This is a genomic window from Limosilactobacillus caccae (assembly GCF_900156885.1).
GTDB lineage: Bacteria > Bacillota > Bacilli > Lactobacillales > Lactobacillaceae > Limosilactobacillus > Limosilactobacillus caccae.
The window spans coordinates 240,049-253,704 of record NZ_FTOY01000008.1 but is presented as its reverse complement, the minus strand read 5'-3'; the positions used below and the strand labels follow the sequence as shown (position 1 = coordinate 253,704).

Here is a 13,656-nt window from a genome sequence, read left to right as displayed (position 1 = left end):
CCTATTTGTTGACTCCCTTACCAGGCGCATAGTCATCCATCAAGTTAGCTGGACGAGGGTTTAGTTTAAATTTTTCATCTTGTCGTGGTGAGCTTTCATTGATTGGGTAGTTCGATTTATGCAGGGTAACTGTACCATATGCTGGAACTTCAACCCTTTGCCATTGATTACTTTCACCATTTACCATAACATTAGCAACCATTGTTTCTGCTGTTGGATTATAAATGTGCGCGGCAATCCCACCAGTTGGGCTTAAAAACGCTACTGATCCTAAACCGCCAGAATAGCCATTTTGTGTATAATTACTTGAGCCAATAACTACCGATCCCGGTTCAACATCCTGGGTAAAGTTACGCAACATGTAATATTCCAAATTACGTTGAACTTTGCCTGTCTTATGGTCAATCGTGACAACGCCTCGCCGACCAGTCGATCCTGCAATATTAGGAAGTCCTCGTTCATCTAAGGCCATGTTCCAAAGATAAATGGATGAAAGGCCTTGTCTGACTAGCCAATTGCCAATTAAACCAAACATAATATGGGAAGCATCATCCACTGTTTCTTCAAGCATGCACCGTCGCTCTGTCATTGCAAGCTTCCAATTGGGATTAAGGCGACTAGCCTTAAACAAGTTTGTATAAGGTCCATCATAAGTATGGAAAGCAAAACCATCAAAAGCGTTAGCTTCTTCAGGAGTAATAGATTCCGTTAACGGCTCATTCAAGACGTTAAGGCTTCCGTCCCAAAAGTAAAGTTTTATATCTGGAAAGTTTTCGTCAAGTGCTGGTCGAAGATAGTGAGCGCCAAACTCTGCCAATTCCTTTACACTCCAAATCATCGCCGGCCAAGCAGCTGCATTTGATGGCTCATTTTGAATCGTTAACGCATAAATTGGAATCCCAAGCTTAGCATAAGCCTCAATAAACTTAATAAAGTAATTAGCATAAACTCCTTCAAAGCGGTCTTTATCAGCATAACCATTACCAGTAAATTCGCCAAAGCGAAGATGACCACCCATCTTCATGCTCCCTGTGTTTTTCATCCATGCTGGACCAGACCACGGTGAAGCTAAAACCTTTACTGCAGGATTAATTCTTAAAATTTCCTGAACAACCGGAACAATATATTTCAAATCCTTAGTTGCATTTGGGCTACCGGGCTCGCCTTTTCCAATCGAAAATTTTGCTAGGCTTGAATCATGCTCACCAAATGGCACATCATCATAACTATAATATTCTTCTGTCGACGATTCACCGGAACCAAAGTCACAAGAGCCAATTGGTATTCTAATTGCAGAGAAGTTTCCCTCTGCAGGATCAAACAATTCATGCAACAATGCACTACGTTGCTCCGCATTTTGTTTCCAAATAAGTGAAGCGGCAGCATCTGTAATCGCAGCACCAGCACCAAGCCAATCTTGCTTCTTTTTAGAAGGATCAATTACAATCTTGTAACCATCAATAACTCTATCAACATATTCTGGTGCCGCTATTTGGGTACGTTTTTCACTTAAATCTCCAGCTGTTGCTGTCCAAAATTCATTTTTATATTTCATAAAATTACATCCTCTTATCAATTAACGTACACGCTTAATAAGGTAAATTAAAATTGCACCAGCAATTTCCATAATAACAGCAAAGATGAAAATTCCTTTGTAACCAAAACCGGCAACAACCGCTGAGGCAACCATGGCACCAAGCATCTGACCAAGAGTATTGGCAAGGTTGATTAAGCCAAGATCCTTACCAGCTGTATCAGCTGATGGCAATACGTCCATGTTTAAAGCACCATCGACAGAGTTATAAAGACCATTACCAAAGGCAGCAATAATAGCATAAACAAACATTGCCCATGGCTTTTGAACAAACAGTGGGAATAAGGCTGCGGCACCTAAAGCAAAGGTAGCTAAAACAACCGGTCCCTTAACACGCTTCATTTTATCAGCAAGTGGTCCACCAACTAAGGCAAAGATTACACCGATGATTAACATAATCATTGAGAAAATTGAAATTGAATTAGCGGCATCCTTGGTACTTTGACCGATATAATCAGTAAAGATATATAATTCAAAAGTTGTAACAATTGTTGAACCAACAACCATACAGAACTTACCTGAAAGGGCAAGGTAGAAATCCCGTGCCCCCTTAGTTGGGAAGAAGAAATACTTCTTCAGTGATTCTTTATCAAAATTAACTTTAGGTTCATCTAGGTTACCTTTTTCTTGAATTAATAATTCGTGAATAATTGCTAAGACAACCGTACATCCGGCCATTACATAAATACCAAACTTAACATTTCCAAGGAACTGGGCTGCTAAGAGTGCAAAACCTTGTTGAGCGATAGTAAAACCAACACCATAAAATGTCGAAACAGTCCCCCGCCACTTAGGCGCGACCCGGTCCGAAATTTGCGGGTAAATTGCTGCGGCAATCGCATTTTCAGCCGCAGCCGCGACAATCCACACAAAGATAATTCCAACAACCGACCTCATATTAGCAATAATACAAAGTGAAATTGCAATAAAAAGCGTTCCTAAAACAATGTATGGCTTACGCTTCCCAAAACGTGTCCGTGTAACATCAGACAAGGCACCAAACAAAAGATTAGCAATTGCACCGGTAATTGAAGCTACCGTTGCTAAGATACCAACAGCCCACACCTTATGAACGGGATCAATTTGACTAAATAATTGCGGAATTAAGACGCTTCTTGTTGAACCGATTGGCCCGTACCAACAAAGTGGCGCAAGAAACATCGCGGACGAAACTAGCCAAGGAAGTTTGGGTTGTTCTTCATCTTTAACTTTTGCATTAGTTATCTCGCCGATAACGCTCGATTCTGGCTTATCTTTACTCATATTTTTCACTCTCCTCATGAACTCCTCTATAAGATAGCGCTTTCATTTTAACCACAAATTATAGGAAACTACCACTTTGTAAAATGATAGTTTCCTTACCACCACTTCACTTATTATCTTTCTCAATCGCCTCCCATAAGCCATTCAAGTATGTTGCACCAAGTGCACGGTCATACAAACCATAGCCTGGACGACCTTCTTCACCCCAGATGTCACGACCGTGGTCTGGTCGAATGTAGCCATCAAAGCCGGTGTCATACAAGGCTTTCATGATTTCATACATATCCAATGAACCTTCGGATGATAAGTGGGCTGATTCATGGAAGTCCCCATTTTCCATAAACTTGATGTTCCGCGCATGGATAAATGGTGCCCGATCCTTCTTCACGAATTCACGGATAATGGCTGGCACATCATTCTTCGGGTTCTCACCGAGACTACCTGTACAAATCGTAAAGCCGTTGTACTTTGATTCGTGCATTTGTTCAATCTTGATCATGTCTTCCCGGTTCTTGTAAATCCGTGGCAGGCCAAATAATGGCATTGGCGGATCATCCGGGTGCATTGCCATCCGCACATCATATTTTTCACACGTCGGGATGATTGCATCTAAGAAGTACTTTAAGTTCTCGCGGAGCTTAGCTTCATCAACGTCCTTGTAGGCTTCAAATAACCGCTTAACTTCCGCTAACCGTTCTGGTTCCCAGCCAGGAAGAACATACCCGTTGGAATTCTTTTCGACAGACTTAATAATGTCTTCTGGTGACCCCTCAACATACTTATGCTGGAAAGCCATATCCGTTGAGCCATCAGGAAGCGGATAATGAAGATCTGTCCGCACCCAGTCAAAGATTGGCATGAAGTTATAACAGATAACCTTAATGCCATAGGCAGCAAGGTTTTTAATTGTTTCTTTGTAGTTTTCAATGTACTTGTCACGTGTTGGCAGGCCAATCTTAATATCGTCATGGATATTAACAGATTCAATCACTTCAAGTTTGAGGCCAGCATCTTCTACTTCCTTCTTCAGTGCCGCAATCCGTTCTTTTGGCCACACTTCACCAACTGGTATATCAAATAATGCACCAACTACTTGCGTTGTCCCTGGAATCTGACGAATGTCTGACAACTTGATCGAGTCGTTGCCATCGCCATACCAGCGAAATCCCATATTTTTCATATGTCAAAAACTTCCTTTTTAATTAATATTTACCATATTTATCTACCGTATTTTCAATGGTTGCACGAACCGCACCCGGCTTGGCAATCAGCTGCTTGAAGTAGCCCTCTACCTTTTGACCAACACCAATTTCATAAAGGTCGTTACCAAAGATTGCCTTATTGCTAAGAATTGGTTGCAGCTTTTCATGAACATCAACACTACCATCACCTAATTTGATCGTTGCAACGTATTCATGTAATTGGTCGTAAAGTGGGTCTGGACTTGGCGTAAACTCCTGACCACGATCATCAATTGCCATCAAGTAACGACACCAACCGGCAATAATCAGGGGAATAAATTCAAGCTTGGCGGGATCTAATTGCGGATCATCAACATAGTTCTGGAGGGTGACCCCATAACGAATACCAACCTTTTGCGAAGTATCGGAGGCAATCCGCTGTGGCGTATCAGGAATATTCTTATTTGGCAACCGCTTCGTAATTAACGTATCGATAAATTCCTTGGGGTTGATAATTCCTGGATCCTTTACCACTGGTAAGTCTTCACCGTAGCCGAGGTTTTTAATTAGCTTAAGCAGGTCGTCATCATTCGCCTCTGCAGCTATCGAGTCAAAGCCGAGAAGGCAGCCAAAGATCGCCAGCGAAGTGTGCAGGGGGTTCAAGCAGGCCGTAACCTTCATCTGGTCAGCGTCATTGACTGTCTCCCGATCAGTCATCATCACTCCCGCCTTTTCTAGTGCGGGACGGCCATTAGGGAAGGAATCTTCAATCACTAAGTAGTGGGTCTCTTCCGTGTTGCCAAACGGGGCAAAGTTAGAATTGGACGTATGCAGAATTTCACCATCTTCAAAGCCACTTGCCTTTAATTCAGCAGAAACATTTGCTGAAGGGTTTGGTGTAATCCGGTCAATCATGCTCCACGGGAACGTAACCTTCGTCGGATCTGATAAGTAATCGATAAAGGATTGGTCGACATACCCGTTTTTGAGCCAGCCATTAGCAATTAACATTACCGCATCCTGCAACCGTTGCCCGTTTTGTGAAAAGTTATCAGTACTTACTAGGGCAAGCGGTGCTTGATTTGCCTTAAACCGTGCTAAGAGGAGGCTTGCGATAAAGCCCATGTTAGTAAGCGGCTTTTGTGGACCATTCTTAATGTCGCTAACAGCATCAGCAGTCAATTCACCGTTCATGTCCTTTAAGGCATACCCCTTTTCCGTAATTGAAAAGGTGACAAATTGTAAGGATGGCTGTTCAAAGACCTTCCTTAACTTTTCCCGGCCCTCCTTACTATCCGCGCCAGCATAAATGCTGTCAGCTACACTAGCAACCAGGGTCTTATCCAAGCTGCCGTCACTCTTCATTTCTACTGATAAGAAACGGTTATTGTACGGCTTGTAAAGCTTATTTACTACTTGGTCACCGTAAGTCTCTGCAACGATAATTCCGCTCTTCATATCACCGCTATTCAGCAAGTCTTGAGCAATCATCGAGTGGAAGCAACGGAATAAATTTCCGCCACCAAAGTGTACCCATACCGGGTTCTTTGCGGTTTCTTCAACCATTCGTGACTGATCAAACTCTGGAACCTTAATTCCGGCCTTTTGAAAAGCATCCTTGTCTTTTTGGTAGTCATCTAATAATTTCACCATCGACAAGCTCTCCTTCCTATTTGATATATTAATATATCAATTCACTTATTATAGTAAACGCTTCCAAGGCAGCTGTCAAGAAAATTCAGGAAAAAGAATGATATAATAGAAACTAGCAAGAAAGGAAATTGATATGGAAAAACAGAATTTAACCAGTCAGGCCTACCATTTAATTATGAAAAAAATAATTGATGCTGACTATAAACCGGGCCAACGGGTTACTGAAAAGCAAGTAGAAGCGGAACTCGGCATTGGCCGCACACCAGTCCGGGAAGCCTTCATCCAACTACGGCAGGAAAACCTGTTAAACATTGTTCCCCAGTCAGGAACTTATATATCAAAAATTGATATGCAAGAAGTTCTCGATGCTCGCTTTGTTCGTGCTAGCGTGGAGCAGCGAATCATGCGGAATGCTGCGGCTGTAGATATGACGGCTGAGCAGCTCTTTCAATTTGAAAATATATTAGATAAGGAACGGGCCTTGATGCGTGTGGATGACTTCCCAAAGTTCTTAACAAGTGATGACGAATTTCACCGCTACTTCTACGTAATCACTAACCGTGAACGAATTTGGAACTGGATGAAAAAGATTAATATTCAATTCGACCGCTTCCGCTTCTTACGACTCAAGGTCGAAGGGCTGTCGTGGAGTGGCCTTGTGGAAGAGCATGAAGCGATCCTCGATGCTGTAAAGTCCAAGGACATTAACGAGGTTGATCGTCTAACCGCCAACCACATGCACCGAATGTTAAAGGAAGAACACAACTTAATCGATACATTCCCTGACTTCTTTGAAAATTACCAAAAATAAAAACGCCTACTGAATTTTTCAGTAGACGTTTTTATTTTGGCAATATTTTAATAACTTACTTTGCACTGCGAATCCGCATTAATTCTTCGTGGAACTTCTTGGCATTGGCCGTTACTTGGTCGTAATCGCCGTCAGCACCTGGGCCAACGAGGCTCCCACCAGCACCGACACAGAAGGCCCCAGCCGCAAACCAGTCCTTCATGTTGTCAAGGGATACCCCACCACTTGGCATGATATTAGCTTGTGGGAATGGTCCTTGCAGTTCCGGAATCATCTTTTGGCCGGCAATTGCCCCAGGGAAGATCTTAACGACATCGGCACCCGCCATTAAAGCCGTTTGTACTTCGGTTGGGGTGAAGCAACCTGGCATGTATGGCACTGCATACAGGTTACATAACTTCGCAACTTCTTCGTTGTAGGATGGGCTAACGATAAACTTGGCACCAGCAACCATCGTCATCCGCGCCGTTGCCGGGTCTAAGACCGTTCCGGCACCGACAACTACTTCGGGGTCATCGGCAAATTCCTCGTTTAACCGCTTAATCGTTACATCGGCGTTGGGGGAAGTGAAGGCTAATTCGATGGCCTTTACCCCACCCTTAATGCTGGCCTTTGAAATCTCGTAGGAGTTTTCTTCACTCCGGCCACGGACAACGGCCAAGACACCAGCTTCTTCAACTGCTTTTAATGCTTCATACTTTGGTAACATCAAATATTTCCTCTTTTCAAACTTAATTTGCCTTGCAATTGATATATTAATCTTCTAACCAAGAAATATCAATAATTATCTAAATAGTTGCCTAGATTACTAACCGTTCTAGCTTATTTTGCATTCTTTGATTCACTAACGATGTGCTTCCGGTTCCAGAGCATTAAACCTAATGTTAATACGACAATGACAACAACCCCGATTACCGTAGCATTAGCAGTTAATTCGTATACTACCCATGCTAATGGACTAGCCGCAAAGTCAATACTTGCAACGGAACTAGTACCAGCAGGAATAAATGACTTGTGAACAATCTTAACGGCAGTGGTAAAGATGCCCGCTAACATCGTTGCTGATAATACACCGAAGATCATACTTACCAAACCAGTTAAAAATGTCCGTAAAACATTCCCCTTTGTGTAAGGTAATACCAGTGGGAAGATGTAAATTAATCCAGACAAACTTGCCAATGGTAAGAATTGGTTTCCTGGAATGATAACAGCTAAGAACAAAATGATTGGGATCAACAGCAATGAGCAGAACAAAGTAGTTGGGTGTCCAATAACTAACGCTGGTGTCATCCCAATATTGAATGACTTCCCTTTGGTATGCTTAGAAATAATTTCTTGTGCACGTTGGGAAATTGGCGCTAACCCTTCGATGAAAAGTTTAGTAATCCGTGGAATAAGAACCATTACGGCACTTAAGATAACCCCTAATTGCAAAACTTTTGCAACTGAATAGTGAGCTAAGAAACCAATGATCACACCAACAATAACCCCTAAGAACATTGGGTCACCAAGAATCCCGAACTTTTTCGACATCTTTTCTGCATCAAAGTCAACCTTGTTTAATCCCGGAATCTTTTCACAGATCCAGTTAACAACAATTGCAAACGGAATAAAACTAACACAGAATGCCTGTGGAATTGAAATCCCTTCTAAGTCTTTCCCGTAAAAACTTTGAAGTCGCTTTTGTGAACGGTCAGCACCAACCAAGGTAACAGCAATCGTTACGATTGAAGCAATCAACCCTAAAACGAAACTGTGGGTTGCAATTGAAACGATAGACCCAATAAAAGCAAAGTGCCAGTAGTTCCAAAGGTCGACATCCAGTGTTTTTGTCGTCTGGGTCAACAACATAATAACGTTAATCAACAGTCCTAATGGAATAATGATCGCGCCGACTTGCGTCCCAAAGGCAACAGCTGAAGCAGCTGGCCAACCGATATCTAATGAATGAAGATTTAACCCGTAAATCTTTACCATTGAGTTAACTGCTGGACCGATGTTATCAGATAACAGCTGGGTAATAACATTTAGACCAACAAAACCTACCCCGACAGACAAACCTGATTTTAATGATTTACCGACTCCCATGCCAAGACAGATCCCAAAAATTAAGAAAATAATTGGCATCATAACGCTGGCACCAAGAGACATAATGTAATTAATGACTCCCATTTTTATTCACCCTTTATGATATCTTTCACAAAGTTGCCAAAGAAAAGAAGCTCGACTAAAAGTCTTCTCTCCTGCTTTTATCGAGCCTCAAAGCAACACTAATTAATTACCGTACTAAGTAACCACCGTCAACTGGCATGATTGTCCCATTAACGTAGTTAGCAGCATCACTAGCCAAGAAGACCGCTGCACCCATTAATTCGTGTGGTTCTGCCCAGTGACCAGCAGGAATCCGACTCAAGATTTCTTGGTTACGAGCCTTGTCTGCACGAATTGGGGCGGTATTAGCAGTCTTAATGTAACCAGGAGCAATGGCATTAACTTGGACATTGTATGCCCCCATCTCACTAGCAAATGCCTTTGTTAAACCAGCAACCCCGTGCTTAGATGCGGTGTATGAAGGGATAAACTTACCACCTTGGAATGAAAGCATTGAACCAATGTTGATGATCTTCCCATGCTTTTGTTCTGCAAAGACCTTTGCAGCTGCCATTGATAAGTGGTAAACCGCGTTCAAGTTAATGTTGATAACGTTCTTCCAGTCTTCATCTTTTGATTCAAGGATTGGGTTACGCTTAATCATTCCTGCATTATTGATCAAAATATCAATGTGACCAAACTTAGCAAGTGCTTCATTAATGACCTTATCAGCAGCGCCATCTTCAGTTAAGTCGATTTCCATAAATTCAACTTTGCGGCCACGCTTTTCGATCATTTCACGAGTTGCATCCCAGCCTTGAGTCCCGTGAGTAGCGATAAAGATGTCTGCTCCAGCTTCTGCCAAAGCAACAGCATAACCTTGTCCTAATCCTGTATTACCACCCGTAATAATGGCAACTTTGCCACTTAGGTCAAAGAATGACATCTTGAACTTATCGAGTGCTGCTTCATTTTGTTTAATTTCTTCTTGTGATTGAGCCATAATAATATACCTTCTTCTTTATAATTGCATTGCAACATTTGGATCCTTATTGCTATTTCCTAATAAGAAATCATATTTCTTATTTCATTATTATAATAACATAGACTGAAAAATAAGCAAGCGCTTTCGACAAGTTTGTGCAAAATTAAACTTTAAATTTTGTCCACAAAAAAATAGCTAGGACGCACTTAATTCATGCATCTTAGCTATCCTATTAAAATACTTTAACGTGAGACGCGCACACCAGCGCCGCCTTCCATTACGCTCCGGACGTCTGCTTCGGTTGTAATGTTCAAGTCACCAAGAACAGTTAGCTTAAGGACACTAGCTGCGATTGCGTAATCAATCAACTCTTGGTCATCAAAGTCGTTAAGAATCCCGTGCATCAGACCGCCACCAAAGGCATCCCCGCCGGCAACACCTTCAAGGACGTCGACATCGTAAGCAGGACTTTCAGTAAACTTGCCATCTTTAAATACTAGTCCCATCCACGTTGACTTATCAACGGACTGAATATTCCGTAATACACTAGCAACTACTTTTACGTTCGGGTACTGCTTGGTAATTTCTTGCATTCCCTTTTCAAACATTGCCTTTTGCTCAATCCCGTGGGTCATATCACCATCAAATGCATGAATCCCTAGTGACTGTTCAAAGTCTTCATCGTTTGCTAAGCAAATCGTCACGTACGGCATGGCCTTCTTCATAAATTCTTGAGCTTCCGCTGGTGTCCACAGTTTGCCACGGAAGTTAAGGTCACAAACAACCTTAATATCGTTTTCCTGGCAATACTCACAAGCACTCAGCACCGCCTGCCGCAATTCTGCTGACAAGGCTGGCGTAACACCACTGAAGTAGAAGTAATCAGCGCCAGCTAATAACTTAGCCCAATCATATTCAGCAGCCGTAGAAATTGCAAATGAACTACCTGCCCGGTCGTAAGTGACATTAGTTGAGCGAATACTGTGACCCTTTTCAAACACGTACATCCCCAGACGTGGACCACCGTATTGGATCAGTGAAGTATCGACCCCAAACTCACGTAACTTGTTAGCAGCTGCTTGACCCAGGATGTTCTTTGGCAGCTTAGTAACGTAAGCCGCGTTATCACCGAATAAGCTTAGAGAAACCGCAACGTTTGCTTCCGAGCCACCATAGTTAACATCAAATTGGTCCGCTTGGAGTACCCGCTTCATATTTGTCGGGTTGAGTCGCATCATCATCTCACCAAAGGTAACAATTTTTTTCATGGTTAAAAACTCCTCTTCTATTCTTTTCCATCATTATAACAGTTTTGTGAACGTTAACAAAACTAGTTTTCACTAAATTCAAGAACATATTTTTCCAGTAAATCTTTCATTGTTAGCATTACCACGTTGCCGACACGTTCTTCTTCCGCGGTCCCAATCATCGCGAAAGCAAAGATAAGTTGTGCTTCATAGGTGCTAACCGCAACCTGGAACATCGGTGCCCGCCGATAACTACCAAGCATGTCAAAGTCGCTGATTTGACAACCAGCAAAAGCAAAATCAACAATCCCAAAATTAGTATACGAAATCGTCCGCACATGGTAATTGTCTTCGCAAATCTGTTGCAACTTTGCGAGCGAATAGCGATCGTAGTTGTCAACCAGGGTCTTAACTGACGCGAGGCACTGAAAGCTCTGCTTATTAGCGACCATCGCATCATGGACAGCGCGCACAGCTTGGGCAAACGGCTGTTGCACGTCAGAATAAACGCTAATGTTATAACGCGAGGTATGGTTCGCCACCCGTAACTCCTCGGGTCCAGGGATAAACTTCCGCATATCCGTCGGACAGGCAAGAGAAATTTGGTCAGTCGCAGAAAAACGCTGGACAGCCTGCCCATACGCTGCCATTAAGAGGTCATTGATGGTAACGCCTGTCTTATGACTGGTCTTAATTAACTGGGCGGTAAGTTTCTTGCTTAAGGTAAGCCGGTGTGTTCTCCTCGTCTGCTGTTCCTTATTGCTAGTTAACTTCGGCATCGTTAATGGCTTGGCTGGATGGTCAGTTTCCTTTTTAACTTCTACCTGGTGTTCGGCTAGCAACTTCCGCAACCAATCAATGTCCTGGTGGTTTACTATTCCTTCTACCGTTCTAGTATTGTAAGCAGTTGCTAAGAGCTGCAATAGCTGCTTAGCCCCGGCCCCGTCAGTCAAGATGTGGCTGAGAAAGATTGTGACGTCAGCCTCCTCACCATGGTGATTGAGATAAACGCGAATCTGCGGATCCATAAAAAGGTCCCACCGCGAGATATCAATGTCAGGATCGAGATTTTGATAGACAACCCCTTCTAAGTCATCGACAACCGGGACAAATGAATTATCTGCAAGAACGTACTTACAGAATATTTCTGGCGCTACCTGCGCGCATTTCATTAGTGCGTCTTCAAAGCGGGCTTCGTCAAAGCTCCCCGCTACACAAAAGTGCACGCGGATAATTGGATAGAGTTCCTTTAGGCCAATTGTATGCAAAATATTTAATGGTTCTCCCGGATATGCAACCATGAATAAACACCTCCTTAACAAAAAAGGCTGGGGAAATCCCAACCTCTGATCCTATTCAATTAGTATTGGAAAGGATTGTCATGCTTTTCAAACAATTCTTCTGGCTTAGCATCACCAAAGAAGCCGAAGTATTCGTAAGCATTGTTGTAAGCAATGTCTTGAATAATCTTACCAAGGTATTCTTCGTCTTCTGGTGCCCGTCCTTGTTCAACCAGGTTACCGAAGAAGTTGCAAAGTACCCGCCGGAAGTATTCGTGACGTGGGTATGACAAGAAGCTCCGTGAGTCAGTCAGCATTCCGACAAAGTTTGGCAGCAGACTTTGTTGTGCAAAGTCACGTAATTGGGTAGTCATCCCTTCGGCAGTGTCGTTGAACCACCATGCAGCACCTAATTGCATCCGTTGCTTGCCACCTTCAAGGAAGCAACCCATCAAGGTTACTAACTGCATCCAGTCATTTGGATTAAGTGAGTAGAAGATGGTCTTTGGAATATCATTGGTATCCCGCATCTTAGAGTAGAGTTGTTGCATTTGGGCCACAATATCTGGTTGAGTCCCCATTGCATCGTAACCAGTATCTTGACCAAGTTGCTTGAACATTGGGTGGTTAAGGTCACGAATAGAGTTAATGTGGAACTGCATTGTCCAGTTGTACTTGGTGTTCAACTTCATCATTTCTTCAAGGAACATCGTCAACCACTTGTCGTATTCAATCCCGGTAACTTCCTCGTTAGCTTCTGCCTTCTTCATGATCGCATCAAGTTCATCATCAGTGGCTTCAGCAAAGTGGTAAGTCAAGAGAGAGTGGTCTGAAAGACGACCGCCCATGTCATTGAAGTATTGGAAACGTTGATCCATTGCCTTAATCAAATCACGGAAGGAGTTAATTTCAACGCCAGAAACGTCGCTTAATTGCTTAATGTATTCTGCAAATGTTGGCTTATTAATTTGAATTAAGTTATCCGGCCGCATTGCAGGCAGTGTCCGGAAGCCGTTTTCCTTTTCTTCCTTCTTTAATAGCTTGTGGTAATGAAGGTCTGATGCAGGATCATCCGTGGTGCAGACAGCCTTAACGTTAGAAAGCTTGATCAAGTTGCGTGGCTTGAAGTCTTCAGTTTGTAAAAGGGCATTTGCCTTCTTCCAAACTTCGGGCGCATTCTTGCGAGTCAACGGTTCATCAATGCCAAAGAAACGCCGTAATTCAAGGTGTGTCCATTCATAAACCGGGTTCCCAACGGCCTTTTCAATCGTACCAGCCCAGGCAAGGAACTTTTCATAATCGTCACCGTCACCAGTGATTAATTCTTCGGGAACACCATTAGCCCGCATTAAACGCCACTTGTAGTGGTCACCATAGTGGTCTTCGTTAATCCATACCCGCGTGATATTTTCGTAATTCTTGTTTTCATAAATTTCTTCTGGATTAAGGTGACAGTGGAAGTCAATGATTGGCATGTCCTTAGCATAGTCAAAGAATAACTTCTTCGCCCATTCATTCGTCAGCAAAAAGTTCTTATCTAATAAAGTCATA

At 42.8% G+C, this 13,656-nt stretch carries 11 protein-coding genes; 1 reads left to right on the top strand and 10 read right to left on the bottom strand.

The annotated features are described in order from the left end of the window. Position 1 precedes the first annotated feature (1 nt). From CZ502_RS02215 to CZ502_RS02200, 4 genes are all read right to left on the bottom strand, one after another. Positions 2–1,555, bottom strand: coding sequence for a glycoside hydrolase family 30 protein (locus CZ502_RS02215; protein ID WP_076459476.1), 1,554 nt, complete (start codon positions 1,553–1,555; stop codon positions 2–4). A gap of 21 nt (positions 1,556–1,576) precedes the next feature. Then, on the bottom strand, positions 1,577–2,857 hold the full coding sequence (locus tag CZ502_RS02210; protein WP_083673304.1) for an MFS transporter: 1,281 nt from the start codon (positions 2,855–2,857) through the stop codon (positions 1,577–1,579). Between the two features lie 106 nt (positions 2,858–2,963). Further along, positions 2,964–4,037, bottom strand: coding sequence for a mannonate dehydratase (gene uxuA / locus CZ502_RS02205; RefSeq protein WP_076459474.1), 1,074 nt, complete (start codon positions 4,035–4,037; stop codon positions 2,964–2,966). A gap of 22 nt (positions 4,038–4,059) precedes the next feature. Continuing rightward, the gene (locus tag CZ502_RS02200; RefSeq protein ID WP_076459473.1) at positions 4,060–5,691 is read right to left on the bottom strand and encodes a mannitol dehydrogenase family protein; all 1,632 of its coding nucleotides are present in this window, start codon (positions 5,689–5,691) and stop codon (positions 4,060–4,062) included. A 133-nt stretch (positions 5,692–5,824) separates the two neighbouring features. On the opposite strand from CZ502_RS02200, the gene CZ502_RS02195 reads away from it, so the two are divergent. Next, positions 5,825–6,502, top strand: coding sequence for a GntR family transcriptional regulator (locus tag CZ502_RS02195; protein WP_076459472.1), 678 nt, complete (start codon positions 5,825–5,827; stop codon positions 6,500–6,502). Positions 6,503–6,557: 55 nt separating this feature from the next. Here CZ502_RS02195 and CZ502_RS02190 read toward each other — a convergent pair whose 3' ends face one another. From CZ502_RS02190 to uxaC, 6 genes are all read right to left on the bottom strand, one after another. Continuing rightward, positions 6,558–7,211 carry a bifunctional 2-keto-4-hydroxyglutarate aldolase/2-keto-3-deoxy-6-phosphogluconate aldolase gene (locus CZ502_RS02190; protein ID WP_076459471.1) on the bottom strand — a complete coding sequence of 218 codons (654 nt, stop codon included), beginning with the start codon at positions 7,209–7,211 and terminating at the stop codon, positions 6,558–6,560. 113 nt (positions 7,212–7,324) lie between these two features. After that, a complete protein-coding gene (locus tag CZ502_RS02185; RefSeq protein ID WP_076459470.1) occupies positions 7,325–8,674 on the bottom strand; it encodes a PTS galactitol transporter subunit IIC in 1,350 nt (449 codons plus the stop codon). A gap of 106 nt (positions 8,675–8,780) precedes the next feature. Next, the gene (gene kduD / locus CZ502_RS02180) at positions 8,781–9,596 is read right to left on the bottom strand and encodes a 2-dehydro-3-deoxy-D-gluconate 5-dehydrogenase KduD (RefSeq protein ID WP_076459469.1); all 816 of its coding nucleotides are present in this window, start codon (positions 9,594–9,596) and stop codon (positions 8,781–8,783) included. 224 nt (positions 9,597–9,820) lie between these two features. Next, positions 9,821–10,846, bottom strand: coding sequence for a sugar kinase (locus CZ502_RS02175; RefSeq protein ID WP_076459468.1), 1,026 nt, complete (start codon positions 10,844–10,846; stop codon positions 9,821–9,823). A gap of 62 nt (positions 10,847–10,908) precedes the next feature. Beyond that, positions 10,909–12,126, bottom strand: a complete 1,218-nt coding sequence (locus CZ502_RS02170; protein ID WP_076459467.1) for a condensation domain-containing protein — start codon at positions 12,124–12,126, stop codon at positions 10,909–10,911. A 59-nt stretch (positions 12,127–12,185) separates the two neighbouring features. After that, complete coding sequence (gene uxaC, locus CZ502_RS02165) at positions 12,186–13,655, bottom strand: glucuronate isomerase (protein WP_076459466.1); 1,470 nt, start codon at positions 13,653–13,655, stop codon at positions 12,186–12,188. Between the last annotated feature and the right edge of the window lies 1 nt (position 13,656).